Source organism: Acidimicrobiales bacterium (assembly GCA_035316325.1).
In the GTDB taxonomy this organism is placed as follows: domain Bacteria; phylum Actinomycetota; class Acidimicrobiia; order Acidimicrobiales; family VFJN01; genus DASXTK01.
Window position 1 is genome coordinate 98399 of the sequence record DATHJB010000216.1, and the last position, 14132, is coordinate 112530.

11 protein-coding genes are annotated in these 14132 nt (G+C 74.4%); 7 read left to right on the plus strand and 4 right to left on the minus strand.

Annotation, left to right across the window (positions count from 1 at the left end; genetic code table 11):
- Positions 1-42 precede the first annotated feature (42 nt).
- Complete coding sequence (locus VK611_28610) at positions 43-645, plus strand: nitroreductase family protein (protein ID HMG45329.1); 603 nt, start codon at positions 43-45, stop codon at positions 643-645.
- A 1-nt stretch (position 646) separates the two neighbouring features.
- Here VK611_28610 and VK611_28615 read toward each other — a convergent pair whose 3' ends face one another.
- Positions 647-2584, minus strand: a complete 1938-nt coding sequence (locus VK611_28615) for a DNA/RNA non-specific endonuclease (protein ID HMG45330.1) — start codon at positions 2582-2584, stop codon at positions 647-649.
- A 61-nt stretch (positions 2585-2645) separates the two neighbouring features.
- Here VK611_28615 and VK611_28620 point away from each other — a divergent pair, with 61 nt between their 5' ends.
- A complete protein-coding gene (locus tag VK611_28620) occupies positions 2646-3290 on the plus strand; it encodes a hemolysin III family protein (protein ID HMG45331.1) in 645 nt (214 codons plus the stop codon).
- 169 nt (positions 3291-3459) lie between these two features.
- Here the strand turns inward: VK611_28620 and VK611_28625 are convergent, their stop codons facing one another.
- A complete protein-coding gene (locus tag VK611_28625) occupies positions 3460-4308 on the minus strand; it encodes an SDR family NAD(P)-dependent oxidoreductase (protein ID HMG45332.1) in 849 nt (282 codons plus the stop codon).
- A gap of 61 nt (positions 4309-4369) precedes the next feature.
- Between VK611_28625 and VK611_28630 the strand changes: the two genes are divergently transcribed.
- The 4 genes from VK611_28630 (at position 4370) to VK611_28645 (ending at position 9969) form a co-directional block, all read left to right on the plus strand.
- Positions 4370-5314 (plus strand): alpha/beta hydrolase, encoded by a 945-nt coding sequence (locus VK611_28630; protein ID HMG45333.1) that lies wholly within the window; start codon positions 4370-4372, stop codon positions 5312-5314.
- A gap of 96 nt (positions 5315-5410) precedes the next feature.
- Positions 5411-6451, plus strand: coding sequence for a MoxR family ATPase (locus VK611_28635; protein HMG45334.1), 1041 nt, complete (start codon positions 5411-5413; stop codon positions 6449-6451).
- 37 nt (positions 6452-6488) lie between these two features.
- Entirely contained in the window at positions 6489-7658 is a 1170-nt protein-coding gene (locus VK611_28640; protein ID HMG45335.1) for a DUF58 domain-containing protein, read from the plus strand.
- Between the two features lie 112 nt (positions 7659-7770).
- Positions 7771-9969: a transglutaminase domain-containing protein gene (locus VK611_28645; protein HMG45336.1), complete on the plus strand. Its 2199-nt coding sequence runs from the start codon at positions 7771-7773 to the stop codon at positions 9967-9969.
- A 66-nt stretch (positions 9970-10035) separates the two neighbouring features.
- Here the strand turns inward: VK611_28645 and VK611_28650 are convergent, their stop codons facing one another.
- Together VK611_28650 and VK611_28655 are read right to left on the minus strand one after the other, a co-directional pair.
- Positions 10036-12756 carry a fibronectin type III domain-containing protein gene (locus tag VK611_28650; protein HMG45337.1) on the minus strand — a complete coding sequence of 907 codons (2721 nt, stop codon included), beginning with the start codon at positions 12754-12756 and terminating at the stop codon, positions 10036-10038.
- A gap of 94 nt (positions 12757-12850) precedes the next feature.
- Positions 12851-13378: a fibronectin type III domain-containing protein gene (locus tag VK611_28655; GenBank protein HMG45338.1), complete on the minus strand. Its 528-nt coding sequence runs from the start codon at positions 13376-13378 to the stop codon at positions 12851-12853.
- Between the two features lie 524 nt (positions 13379-13902).
- Between VK611_28655 and VK611_28660 the strand changes: the two genes are divergently transcribed.
- A partial coding sequence (locus VK611_28660; protein HMG45339.1) for a hypothetical protein occupies positions 13903-14132 on the plus strand: 230 nt, incomplete at its 3' end.

Sequence of the window (14132 nt, forward strand, 5' to 3'; positions counted from 1 at the left end):
GCCGAAGAAGCCCAGGCCGCCGACGTGAGGAAGGATGAGCCGATGGATGTCTTCGAAGCGATGTCGACGACCCGGGCGATGCGGCGGCTCGACGCGGACAGGCCGGTGAGCGACGCCGACGTGCTCACCATCGTCGAGGCGGCCACCAGGGCGGCGTCCGGGGGCAACAGCCAGCCCGTCCGCTGGATGGTGGTGCGGGACGCCGAGAAGCGCCGCCGCCTGGGGGAGATCTACCGGGTGTGCTGGCAGCCGGTCCACGACTTCTACGCCAAAGGGGCGGACGACCCGCGCGTCGCCCGGATGCTGCGCTCGGCCGACCACCTCGGCGAGCACATGGGCGAGGCGCCGGTGATCGTCCTGCCGTGCTCCGGGGGCTCGCCGGGCCAGGCGGAGTCGTCCGTGTTCCCGGCGGTGCAGAACCTGTTCCTCGCCGCCCGGGCGCTCGGCCTCGGCACGACGCTGACCACCGTGCACCGCCAGCGGGAGGCCGAGGTCCGTGCCGTCCTGGGCATCCCGGACGACGTCACCACCTGGGCGATGATCCCCGTCGGCTACCCGACCGGCCGCTGGGGCGAGGCCGAACGGCGGCCCGTCCGGGAGGTCGCGTACTGGGACACGTGGAAGTCGCCACCGCTCACACCGTGAATCACAGCTGGATGTCGGCGTAGGTGGTGATGCGGTGGGCGGCCTCGGCGCCGACCGCGGGCTGGTCGGGTCGGGCGATGGTGTCGGCGTCGCGCACCGCCGAGCCGAAGTCGAGCCCGGTGCGGGACTCGATCACGGGGATCGCCACCCGCCAGTGCTGCACGTCGACCGCGGGGAGGTCCTTGGGCAGGCCGACGAACCGGCGGGTCTCGTCGAGGAGCGCCAGCTGGTCGACCACCATGCCGACGGCCCGCAGCTCCGCCGCCCCCTCCCACACCACGATCTTCCAGAACGACGAGGGGATCTGCACGTCGTCGGCCCAGCGGTCGATCGTGTCGTCGAACAGCGGGCCCTGGAACACGCACAGCCGCTCGTCACGCCCGGTGGCCAGCACGCCGTTCTCCAGCACGTACCGCTCGATGCCCTGCCAGTAGCGGGCGGTCTGGTTGAACCGGAAGTGCTGGGGCGAGCAGTTGGTGAAGTGGAACGTGTCGGCGTTGGCCCGCTCGGCGTCCGCCTCGGTGCCCCACGTCGGGTCGGTGCGCCGGGTGAGGTGGCCGCGGTCGAACAGGTGCGACCACTCCGAGTAGAAGGTCTGGTCGAGGAAGTAGCTGTTGCTGACCCGGTTGTCCTTGAACCAGGTGTCGCCCTCGGACCCCACCTGGCCGGTGGCCCGGTCGACGGCCAGGTAGGTGGGCCCGTCGATGTTGGTGGCGGTGAAGATCGCCAGGCGGGTGGCCTTGTTCAGCTTCAGGCTGAAGTGCTCGTAGCGCAGCTCGCCGCCGGCGGCGTCGGGCAGGTCGGCGCGCAGCGGGGCCAGTTGGACCGCGAGCGCGTCGGTGACGACGGCCGGCAGGGGCACCTGGCGATCGTCGATGAAGCCGGGGTCGTAGCCCTCGCGGTTGGTGTAGTCCTGGTCGACCTTCACGGCCTCGGGGCCGCGGCTGAGGACCTTGGGGCGTGGGGCCGACAGCACGGGGACACCACCGGTCGCCCCGGCCAGCGACAGCGCCGACGCCCCCAGCACCTCGGTGAGCAGCTCGCGCGCCGTCGGGCTCAGGTCGTCGCGGTCGAGCCGGGCCGCCAGGTCGCGGTGGATGGCGCTGATGCGGATGCCCTCGTTGACGGTGACGGGGAAGGGTTTGCCCTCGTCGTCGTCGGTGTCGAGGTGCGGCTGGCCCCAGTGGTGGAGGGCGACGACCTCCCAGTCGTCGTTGAACACCGGCGAACCCGAGGAGCCCTCGTCGGTGTCGGTCTCGTAGAGCAGAGTGGCGTCGGTGCGGAAGGCCAGGAAGTTGTTGCGGACCGCGACCATCTTCGGCCAGCCCCGGGGGTGCTGCACGATGTTGACGGGCATGCCGATCACGTGCTTGTCCGGCCGGTCCGACAGGGGGCAGAACCCCAGGTCGGCCAGCATCGCCTCGCCCGACGTGCGGGCCCCGACGGCGATCAGCGCGTAGTCGAGCGCGTCGTCGTCGGAGAATAGGGCCAGCGCCTCGGGCGCCAGCAGGTAGGTGGTCACCGGGCGAGGCCGGCCGGTCTCGTCGAGCTCCCGGTCGAACGCCACGACCGCGCCCGTCGCCGTGTCGGCATCCCCGATCACGTGGGCGTTGGTGAGGAACACCCGGGGGCTGACCAGGAAGCCCGATCCCATGGTGGCGCTGGTCGGCGTGGTGACCTCCACGTACCCGACGGCCCGGCGCACCCGCGACCCCAGCGGCAGGAACCGCACCGCCTGCAGCTCGCTGGTGTCGCCCTGGATCGCCTCGGCCCCGGCCGGTGCCGCCGTGGCCACGTGCCGCTGGACGTAGCCGGCGAGCCGTTCGGTGTCGGGCTCCGCTTCCATCCACCGGCCCGTCCGGACCAGCTCCCGCACCCGTCCCCGGGCTGCCGCCGTCGCGTCCAACAGCCCCGACTCCGTCGCTTCCGCCTCACGCACGCCCCACTCCTCCCGCCTGTTCCGCCCTCCAATTCTGCCAGGTGCGCCGTAGGGTTTCCGGATGGACGGGCTCCTTGTCGACAAGCCGCAGCTGCGGGGGTGGCTGCACCAGATCGCGTTCTTCGCGTCGCTACCGGCGGGTCTGACGCTGGTCGGGCTGGCCCGCGGCGTGGAGGCCCGGGTGGCGGCCACGTTGTTCGCCGTGACGCTCACCGCGCTGTTCGGGGTGAGCGCCGCCTACCACCGCGGCGATTGGTCCGACCGGGCCCGGCGCATCATGAAGCACCTCGACCACTCGATGATCTTCGTGTTCATCGCCGGCTCGTACACGCCGATCACCCTGCTGGCGCTGCGACCCGCCTGGGGCATCACGCTGCTGGCCCTGGCCTGGACGGGCGCCGCCGCCGGCGTGCTCGTGACCGTGCTGCGCCTCGAGCGTTGGCACGGCGTGGGCTTCGCCATGTACCTGGTTCTCGGCTGGCTGGCGGTCGTCGCCGCTCCGCAGCTGGCGCACGCCCTGTCCCGGGCCGAGCTGTCCCTGCTGGTGGCGGGCGGCCTGCTCTACACCGTCGGGGCGGTGGTGCTCGCCCGCAAGCGTCCCGACCCGAGCCCCCGGGTGTTCGGCTACCACGAGGTCTGGCACACGTTCGTGGTCGGCGCCAGCGCCTGCCACTTCGCGCTGGTGCTGCTGCTCGTCCACCCCTGAGGCGCTGGCCGGCGAGTGTCAAGGGGTGCCGGCCGAGTCGTTCGTGGTCGTTCGGATGCTCTCGAGTCGTCTGTGATCGGTCTCCGACGACGAACGACTCGACCGTGGATCGGCGACTACAGATGACTCGGGGCAGGATCGGTCAACGCCGCCGTCGCCCTCACGGGCACTACGGGGCGAGGGCGGTGGCGACCAGGGCGTCGGTGCGGCGGCGGAGCTCGGCGCGGGCGGTGGGGTCGTAGGCCTGCTCGTGGGCGCGGGCGTCGCGGGTGCCGTCGAAGAAGCGGCCGGTGACGTGGTCGAGCTCGGGCGACGTGACCAGCCGCAGCGTGGCGGCGAGGCCCTCGGCCACCGTGCTCAGCGGCCGCCCGCCGGTCTCACGGACCATGGCGGTGTCCATGAAGGTGGCCGGGTGCAGGGCGTTCACGGTGACGTCGACGCCCTGGTCGGCCAGCTCGTCGGCCAGGTCGAACGTCGACATGACCTGGGCGAGCTTGCTGCGGCGGTAGGCGACGATGCCCTCGTAGTCCCGGGTGGTGAGCAGGTCGTCGAAGTCGAGCGCCGCCTGGCCGATGGAGGCCACGTTGACGATCCGGGATGGGGCGCTGCCGACGAGCCGGGGCAGCAGCCGGCGGGTGAGGTGGTATCCCGCCAGGTAGTTGACGGCGAAGCGCAGCTCGACGCCCTGGGCGCTCACCTCGCGGCCGGCGCCCGGGGGCCCGAAGCCGACGCCGGCGTTGCTGACGAGGACGTCGATCCGGTCGAGGCGGTCGGTCAGCTCGTCGGCCAGGCGGTCGACCTGGCGCAGGTCGGCGAGGTCGGCCTGCACGGTGACGACACGGTCGTCGTCGTCGCCGTTGCCGTCGGCCAACTCCTTGCGCAGGCTCTCCAACTTGCCGGGATCACGACCGTGGACGACGAGCCTCGCGCCCAGGCGGGCCAGCGCCCCGGCCAGCTCCCGGCCCAGCCCGCTGGTGGCACCGGTGATGACGACGGTCTGCTCGGTGACGGGACGCACCCACTCACGCTACGGGCGCCGGGCTCACGTGCCCGGATTCGGGGGCCGTAGGGTGGCCGGCATGAGCGCTGTCGACCGGGTGGGGTACGACGAGTTCGGGATGCTCCACGAGAACGCCTCCGAGGTGGGCCTGGTGCTCGACCGGCTGCCGCACGTCGAGCGGGTGTGGGTCGACGTGGGCGACGGCCGGGAGCTGAGCGCCCTCGTGTGGGGCGACGGCCCGCCGGAGCTGGTGCTCCTGCACGGCGGGGCGCAGAACGCCCACACGTGGGACACGGTGTGCCTGGCGCTGGGCGACCGGAGCATCGTGGCGATCGACCTGCCGGGCCACGGCCACTCCGCCGACATCCAGGAGGGCGCCGGCACGCCGCCGGGCGCGGCGGCCGACGTCGCCGCGGCGCTGCGGAGCCTGGTGGGCGACACCGACGGTGCGCGGCTCCGGGCGGTCGTGGGGATGTCGCTCGGCGGCCTCGTGTCGATCGCCCTGGCCGGGCTCGATCCCGAGCTGGTGCCGGCGTTGCTGCTGGTCGACATCCTGCCGGGGATCAAGGCGGAGCACGGCCGGCACATCGCCGACTTCGTCGCCGGCCCACCCAGCTTCCCCAGCTTCGACGAGCTGCTGGCCCGCACGGTGGAGCACAACCCCCACCGGACGGTCAGCTCGCTGCGGCGGGGGATCCTCCACAACGCGGCCCAGCAGCCCGACGGCAGCTGGGCGTGGCGCCACACCCGGGGCAACGGCGGCCTGGCCGGCCGGGTCACCCGTGACGTCGGCCCGGACGATCGGCTCTACGAGAGCCTCTGGTCGACGCTGGAGTCGCTGCCGGGGCCGGTGCTGCTGGCCCGGGGCCTGCGCGCCGACTCGGTCCTCCGCGACGAGGACGTCGCCGAGCTGCACCGCCGCGTCCCCCCCGCGACGGTCGTCCCGTTCCCCGACGCCGGGCACAGCCTCCAGGGCGACACCCCGCTCGCCCTCGCCGCCACCATCACCGACTTCATCTCCTGAGGGCGCCATGACCCGGCCGGCGCGCACGGACACCGTGGGCCGGGCGCGGTAGCGTCCTGAGGTTCAGAGGTCGACCCATCGCAGGAGCCCGCGACCGTGACCGACCCGCGCTACACCGACGCCCCCGCCCCGGCTCCCTGGTACGACGACCAGGGCTACGCCGCGCCGCGCACCAACGGCTTCGCCGCCGATGTCGAGCGCCTGATCGCCAACCTCGAGCGGGTGGTGCGGGGCAAGACCGACGTGCTGCGGCTGGTGGTGACGTGCCTGCTCGCCGAGGGCCACGTGCTGATCGAGGACGTGCCCGGCACCGGCAAGACCACCATCGCCCGGGCGCTGGCGGCGTCGGTCGACGGTGCCTGGATGCGCATCCAGTTCACGCCCGACCTGCTCCCGTCCGACGTGACCGGCTCCGAGGTCGTCGACCTGGAGACGAAGGAGTTCGTGTTCCGGCAGGGCCCGGTGTTCGCCAACATCGTGCTGGCCGACGAGATCAACCGGGCTTCGCCGAAGACCCAGTCGGCGCTGCTCGAGGTGATGGAGGAGCACCGGGTCACCTACAACGGGGCCACCTACGCGGTGCCGCGGCCGTTCCTGGTGATCGCCACGCAGAACCCGGTGGAGATCGGCGGCACCTACCGGCTGCCGGAGGCCCAGCTCGACCGGTTCCTGATGCGGATCGACGTCGGCTACCCGGCCCGTGACGCCGAGGTGGAGATCCTCGGCGGGATCCACGACGGCACCGCGGTCGACGCCCTGTCGCCGGTGCTGACCACCGTCCAGCTGCGGGAGATGATCGCCGCGGCGGGGCGGGTGCACGTCGACGAGGCGGTCAAGCAGTACATCGTCGACCTGGCCGCGGCCACCCGGCCCTCGCCCGAGCGGCGCGACGGGTTCGCCGTGCAGCTCGGGGTGAGCCCCCGGGGCAGCGTGGCGCTGCTGCGGGCGGCGCGGGCCGCGGCGCTCACCGAGGAGCGCGACTACGTGCTCCCGGAGGACGTGAAGCGCCTGGCCGTGCCCGTGCTGGCGCACCGGATCGTCTTGGGTCCCGAGGCGGCGCTCAGCGGGCGCACCCCGGTGGAGCTCATGGGTGAGGTCGTCCGCACGGTGCCCGTGCCGCGGGTGACCTCGGCCTGACGGCTCGGCTCGAGCGGGCGGGTGCGGGCGTGCTGAGGTGTTGACACGGCGGGGCCAGGCGTTCCTGGCCGGCGGCGTCGCCACGTACGTCGCCGGGCTGCTCCTCGGCTACGACCAGCTGCTGGTGCTGGGCGCCGGCGGGGTGGCGACGGTGGTGCTGGGTGCAGCGTGGGTGCTGCGGTCCCACGGCCTCGACGTCGACCGGGTGGTGGCGCCCGACCGGGTGACCCGGGGACAGCACGGCCACGACGGTGACAGTCCGGTGCGGGCCCACCTGTCGGTCCACAACCGGCGCCGGGGGCCGTCGCCGGCCGCGCTGGCGGTCGAGCTGGTGAACGGGGAGCCGCAGCCGGTCGCCGTCCTGCGCCTGGAGGGCCACGGCCACAAGGACCTCACGTACGCGGTGCCCAACGACCGGCGGGGCGTGTTCGACGTCGGGCCGGTGGAGATCACCCGGGCCGACCCGCTGGCCCTGTGGCGGACGGTGCAGCGGGCGGGCGAGGTGCACCGGCTATGGGTGCACCCCCGCCAGCACGTGCTCACGCTGCGGGCCGGGCAGGCGCCGAGCCTCGACGGCGACATGGGTGACCAGGCGTTCGACGGCAGCGTCACCTTCCACGCCCTGCGCGAGTACGTGCCCGGCGACGACCTGCGGCTGGTCCACTGGCGGTCGTTCGCCCGCACCGGCCAGCTGCTGGTGCGCGAGAACGTCGACACCGGCATCGCCCAGACGACGATCCTCGTCGACACCCGCCGGTCCGTGCACGACGGCGAGGACGGGTTCGAGGCGGCGATGGAGGTGGCCGCGTCGATGGCGGTGGCGGCGGCGCACGCGGGGTACGCGGCGCGGCTGGTGTCGACCTGCGGGAAGGCCACGGCGGCCGGGATGGTGGGTCGGACGCCGACGGCGATCCTCGACGCCCTGGCCGGGCTCGACCTGTCCGTCGAGCGGGACCTGCCGGAGCGGCTGGCGGCGATGACACTGGACCGGGCCAACGACGTGCTGCTGGCGGTCACCGGGCTGGCGTCCTCCGCCGACCTCACCACCCTGGGCGCCATCGCCCGCCAGTACCGCCGCTCGTCGGTCGTCGTGGTGGGTGCCGCCGCCGACCACCACCCGGTGCCCCCGCCGCTGGCGGGCAAGGTGCTGCGGGCGACGTCCGGCGAGGCCTTCGCTCGGGCCTGGAACCTGGCGGTCAGCCGGTGAGCCGAGTCTCTTGTGGTCGCTCCGGTGAGCCTGAGTCGTTCGTGGTCGGAGACCGACCGCAAACGACTCGAGCTCTGGCTGGCGACCACGGACGACTCGGGGAGCGGACGCGATGACGTCGGGCGTGGCGCCGAGCCTCGTCGTGTCGCCCGAGCGGCGGCGGGTCGGGGTGGCGCTGGTGGCCGTCATGGCGGCGATCGCGGCCTCGCAGTGGCACGTCGTGTTCGGCTGGCGGGGGGCGGCGCCGCTGGTGCCGGTGGCGGTCGTGGCGGTGGGCGTGACGTTGGCGGCGGGGAGCCCCCGGCGGTCGCTGGCGTTCACCGGGGCGGTGTCGCTGGGTGTGCTCGTCGTGGTGCTGGCCGGGCTGGGGCGGGAACCGTCGCCGGCCGGGATCGTCGACGGCCTGGTCAACGGCTGGTCGCGCATCGTCAGCACCACGCTGGCGGTGCCGACCGACGAGGGCCGCATCCTCCTGCCGGCGGCCGTGGTGTGGCTGGCCGGGTTCGTCGGGGCCGAGTCGGCGCTGCGGTTGCGGCGCTGGCCGGCCGTCGCCGCCGTGCCGCCGCTGCTGGCCTACGGGGCGGCGCTGCCGTTCGGTGGGGGCGGCGGTGGCGCCGGGTGGGCAGTGGCGCTGCTGGTGGCGGGGCTGGCGACCGTGCGGGTGCTCTCGCCGCCGACCCCGACCGAGCCGGCGGCGACCGGTGCCGGCGGGGGCATGGGCGCCCAGCTGCCTCGGCGGGTCGCGGGGATGGTCGTCTTCCTGGGAGTGGCCGCGGCTGTCGGGCTGCTGGTGGGCGCCGGGCGACCGGTCCTCGACGGCGCCGACCCCTACGACCCCCGGGCCGACCAGCGACCGCCGCTCGACGACGTCGTCACGATCGACCCGCTGTCGCTGCTCGCCGGCTGGGCGCTCGACCGTGAGGACCCCGTGCTGTTCACCGCAGACGGCCCGGCCGCCGACCGCTGGCGCCTGGCCGTGCTCGACCGCTACGACCCGGCGTCGGGGTGGTCGAGCCGGGCCCGCTACGTGGCGGCCGGCAGCCGGGTGCCGGAGCCGGACGTCCCCGACACGACCCGGGCGTCGGGGCCGCCGGTGGAGCGGACCGTGACGGTCGGCGAGCTCGACGGCATCTGGCTGCCGACCACCGGGCGGCCCGCGGGGGTCGACGGGCCCGAGGTCCACGTCGACCCCTCGTCGACGATGCTGGTCACCGGCGATGGGCTGGCCCGGGGGCAGCGCTACCGGCTGACGTCCGACCCCGGCCGGGTGTCGGAGGACTGCTCGTCGGCGGGGTTGCCGGTCGCTCCGCCGCCCACCGGCGACGACGCCGCGCTCACCGGCGAGATCGTGGCCTACGCCACCGGCATCACCCGGGGGGCGACGTCGCAGTGCGCCCAGGCCGAGCTGATCGAGCAGTACCTGCGCAGCGACAACTTCACCTTCAGCGCCGAGGCCCCGTCGGGAGCGACGCTGGCCCGGACCATCGAGCTGCTGCAGGTGGGTGAGGATCCCTCGGCCGGCACGTCCGAGCAGTTCGCCACGGCGTTCGCCCTGCTGGCCCGGGCCTCGGGGATGGATGCCCGGGTGGCGGTGGGGTTCCGGCCGGGCGAGGCCGCGGACGACGTCCACCGGGTGCACGCCTCGGACGCCTACGCCTGGGTCGAGGTGCGCTTCGGGCGGCTCGGCTGGGTGTCGTTCGACCCGACGCCCGGCAGCGGCGACGAGGAGTCGCGCTCCGAGACCTCCACCCCGCCGGTCACGCCGTCGCCCAACACCACCGCAGCGCCGGTCACCACGGCTCCGGTCCCGGCGACGCTGCCCACGACCACCACGACGGTGGCGCGGGACTCGGCGGCTTCCGGGGAGTCCGCGGGTGGGTTCGACCCGGTGGTCCTGGCGGTTGGTGTGCTGGCTGGGCTGGTCGCCTTGGTCGCGGTCGCCATCGCCGTGGTGCGCCGGCGGCGACGGGCGGCCCGGCGTCGAGCGGTGGCCGCGGCCGACCGGGTGATCGGGGCGTGGCGGCAGTGCCTGGTGGAGCTGCGCGACGGCGGCCTCCCGCTGGAGGAGGCCAACACGGTGGGCGACTACGTGGCGGCGACCCGCCGGGTGCTGGGCCCCGAGCTGGCCGACGAGCTCGACTCGGTCGCTCGCCTGGCCAACCGGGCCCTCTTCAGCGGCCGCGCCACCGACGAGGACGCCGTCCAGGCCTGGCGCTCGACCGATGCGCTGGCCGCGGCCCTGGTTGCCCGTCGCTCCCCGACAGCCCGCGCCCGCCACGCCTTCGACGTGCGCGCGCTGGCCCGCTCGTAGCGCCCGACCGAAATTGCGTGGCGGGCGGCGCCTATAGGGCCCCCAGCCACGCACTTTCGGGGTGGGTCACCAGGTGAAGCGGACAGCGGTGAGGCCGCCGGCCGACGCCCAGATCTGGCGGCCGGGGTAGCCGAAGAAGCAGATCTCGGAAGTCGAGTTGCCGTTGGCGTTGGTCGTCACCTGGTAGCTCGCGAACGGTGACGACTGCGACTCGTGGCACTGGATCGTCACCCGGGTGTTGGGGGCGTAGTTGCTCAACGTCACCCGCAGGTAGGCGCAGCTCGAGTGGGAGCACTCGCCATCCGCCGGCCGCGCCCGCCCCCGAGCGACGGTGATGCCCCGCGGAGGTGGCGGCGGAGGGTCGGTCCGCACGGTCACGGGCGCGGACTGGACCGGGCCGAAGCGGTTCGAGGCCCTGGTCACGAGGGTGTAGTTGGTGGAGTAGGCACCGGCGAGGGTCCGGTTGCTGAACGACTGGCAATCGCCCGGCCCCCAGATCGGCGTCCCGTTCGCCAACACCTCGCAGGTCGCGGCGCCGCTGTTGTGGCCGTCGAACGTCAGCGACCAGGTGACCGTGGTGCCGCTCGCGGTGGCGTTCATCGTCACCGTGGCCTGGCGGCCGGGAGTGCCGGGGACCACCGACTCGGCGCCGGGCGTGAGGGTCTGGCCGTTGGCCGTGGTGATCGCCCGGATCGAGACGTTGTAGGTCCTGCCGTTCTCCAGGCCGGGGAAGGTCACGGTCGTGCCGGCGACGTTCTGCGAGCCGGCGTCGCCGGTGACCTCGTAATGAACCAGGGTGCCGCCGTTGAGCGCCGGCGCCGTCCACGTGATCGTGAGGTTGCCGTCGGCCTCGGCCGCCGCCGGCGAACCCGGTGCGTCGGCCGGAGCGGCGAGGGTCAGGGCGCCGGACGGGGCCGACTGCTCGCTGGTGTTGCCGCGGCCGTTGAGGGCGCTGACCGTGAAGGTGTAGTTGCCGCCGAGGGCCAGGCCGGACGACGTGTCGACCTGCACCGACGTGCCGGTGACGCCGGTGGCCGCGGCGATGCTGCCGCCGGTGCCGTCGACGGCGGTGACCGTGTACGACTCGATCGCGCTGGCGCCGTTGGCGTCGGCAGCCTCCCAGGCCACGGCGATGGTGCCGTCGAGCCCACCGGTGGCGGTGACGCCCGCGGGCGCCGAGGGGACGTTGCCGTCGGGCGTGACCGGGTTCGACGCCGTCGCCGGGCCGAAGCCCACCTCGTTGGACGCCCGGACCGTGAACACGTAGGTCGCCCCGTTGCGGAGGCCGTCGAACGTCGCCTGGAGCTGCGTGCCGGGGAACGTCTGCAGGCCCGGCTCACCGCCCGAGGCACCGCCCGTGGGCTCCCACTCCACCTCGTAGCTCTCGACGGGTGCGCCGTTCGGGGGCGCGGCACCCCAGGCCAACGTGACCTGGCGGTCGCCGCCGGTGCCCGTCACCGAGGGCGGGGCGCCCGGCGCGGTGGGCTCCGCGGGTGGAGGAGGTGGCGGCGGGGCGGGGGTCTCGGGGCCGGTGCCGGGCTGCGGGGGTGGCGGCCCGGTGGCGTCCGGGGCCGGGGGAGTGGGTGCCGGCGGAGGGGGCGGGGGTGCCGGCGGGGCCAGCACGGCCTCCTCGTCCTTGTTGGAGGGCACGTCGCGGGAACCTTTGTCGACCCGGCGGAAGCTGTCGTCGTTGGGGCCGAGGACGAAGGCGTCGTCGCTGTCGGGGTCGTCGACCCAGAGGCGGCCGCCCTCCACCCGGACGGAGAACCGCCCGGACTTGGCGCCGCCGACCCGGATGCCGGCGCCCGCCTGCTTGCCGTCGGCGTCGAGGACGATCACCTCGCCCACGGTGAAGTCGGGCACGAACACCCGGCCGTCGAACACCACGGGCTCGCCCAGGTCGTGGCCGGTGCGGCCCAGCGGCACCCGGCGGGCCCGGTCGTCCCGGACGATGATCAGGTCGCCGGTCTCGTTGACCGACAGCGACGTCAGCTCGCCGCTGGTGACCCGGGCGACCTGGGTGGTCTCGCCCTCCTCGAAGGGCAGACGCACGGGTTCCTGGGCGCGGCCGCCGTCGATCCGCACCAGCGCCTTGCGGGCAGCGCTCACGACCGCCGGCTTCCCGTCGAGCAGCGCCAGCGTCGTGTCCGGCCCGGCGCCGACCCGCACGGAGTCGCCCACGTCGAGGTGCCGGCCGGTCAGACGGAGGGGGACAGCCACGCCGGCATCGGTGTCGGCCACCCAGATCTGGTCCTCGTCGTCGACGACCGCCCGGGTGAGGTCGCTGCCCACGTCGGCCTGCGCCAGGACGTCGCCGGCCAGCGGGTCCTGCACCTCGACCACACCCTCGTTGCGGTGGACGACCACCAGCTTGTCGCCGGCGGGGACCACGTCGAGGCCTTCGGGCTCGCCCAGCGCCCGGGCCGGCCCGACCTCCAGGTTGGCGACGTCGAGGCTGCGGATCTCGCCGGTCGTGCGGTCGATGAGCAGGGACTGGCCGTCGACCTCCACCACCTCGAGGTCGTGGCCGGCGGTCTCCTCCACCTCGAACAGCACGTCGATCCGGGCCGACGAGCCGTTGGCGAGCATCACGAGGCCCTCGTCGGACCTGGTGAGCCACGAGCGGCCGGAGAGCAGGTCGACGATGCCGCCCTCCACCGGGGTGCCGACCATGATCGCCGAGGTCACGAGCGTGCAGATCAGCGCCAGGCCGACGGTGGCGAACCCGGCCGAGCTGGCCCGCGTGCCGCCGAAGCGGGCCTTGACCGCCTCGATCCTCCTGTGCATGGCCGCGCTGAATGACCCTGTCCTGGCCATAGGCCCCCATCATGGCGCATCGGCGGGGGTCGTCACGGTCGGGTTGCGGGTGTGCGGCCCGGCGTCAGGTGGATTGGGGCTCGCAGTCCCGGACGCGGGTGTCGGCGAAGGCCCGGACCATCTCCTCGTCCTGGTTCAGGCCGACGCCCAGCACCCGGAAGCAGTAGCCCTTGTCGGGGTCGAGGCCGCGGATCGTCACGTCGCTGGCGCCCCTTTCGACCTCGACGATCTCCTGGTCCTCGCCGGGGGTGCGGTACACGACGACGTAGGTGAGCCGCCCGTCGGAGTGATCGGTCCAGTGCAGGTCGACGGTGTCGCCGTAGTCGTCGGCCACCAGGTCGGTCGGCGCCAGCTCGGGGTCGACCTCCGCGGGAGGTATCGACTCCGGGATCGTGACCCCTGTGGTCTCGTCGTCGTTGGGCCCACCGCCGTCGTCGCCCCCGCCGAGCAGCTGGGCAGCGAGGACCGCCCCGACGACCACGAGCACGGCGATCACGACGACCGGCACCCACCCCGGCATGCCCTTCCTGCCCGGGGTGGCCTTCTCCACCGGCCGCGCCACCCGGCCACCCGGCCAGTCGATGGTGTGCACACCGTCCAGCGGATCGGTCGTCTCCCCGACGCCCGGGTGCACAGGCGCCTCGGGCCGCGGCCTCGGCGGGGCCTCGCGCGGGGGGACGGGGGCGGGCGGCAGCGTCGGCCACTCACCGGTGGGCGGCCCGCCGGGCGCAGGTGGCGCCGGGGCGGCCGGTGGCGTCGGGGCGGCCGGCGGGGGGAGCGGTGCCGGCGGGGGAAGGACGATCGGGGTCGGAAGCGGCTCCGGTGGCGGGAGCGGTGCCGGCGGGGGAAGGACGATCGGGTTCGGGGGCGGCTCCGGTGGCGGGAGCGGTGCCGGTGGGGGAAGGACGATCGGGTTCGGGTCCGGCGCGACCCGCCGTGGCATGGCATTCGCCGGCGGGACGGGCGGCACGTCGTGCCGGGCGGCATACGCACTCGGCGGCGGCCAGGCAGTGGTGTCGTCCGACTGCGGCGGGGTTGGCGAGGAATCGGTGTCGGGTGCCCCGACCGGTGGCGCGGTGACCGGTTCCGGCGCGGGGGCCGTGGTCCCTTCGGGCGGTGGGGCCGTGGCCGCAGCCGCAGTCGGGCTCGGCGCCGGTGCCGCTGGTGCCTCCGGCGGTGGCGTCGGGGCTGGAGGCGCTGTGGCCGTGGGGACCGGGGCTGCTGGAGCTGGTGTCGCCGTCGAGGTCGGTGCCGGGCGCGCAGCATCACCCTGCGACGCGGGGGAGGGGGGTGTGGCCGACGGGTCGGGGGCGTCGGCAGGTGGGGGAAGGACGGTGGCGCCGGCG

Coding starts and splice junctions, on each gene's coding strand:
- VK611_28610 (HMG45329.1), top strand. CDS start 43: ATGGATGTCTTCGAAGCGATGTCGACGACCCGGGCGATGCGGCGGCTC.
- VK611_28630 (HMG45333.1), top strand. CDS start 4,370: ATGAGCGCTGTCGACCGGGTGGGGTACGACGAGTTCGGGATGCTCCAC.
- VK611_28620 (HMG45331.1), top strand. CDS start 2,646: ATGGACGGGCTCCTTGTCGACAAGCCGCAGCTGCGGGGGTGGCTGCAC.
- VK611_28650 (HMG45337.1), bottom strand. CDS start 12,756: ATGCACAGGAGGATCGAGGCGGTCAAGGCCCGCTTCGGCGGCACGCGG.
- VK611_28645 (HMG45336.1), top strand. CDS start 7,771: ATGACGTCGGGCGTGGCGCCGAGCCTCGTCGTGTCGCCCGAGCGGCGG.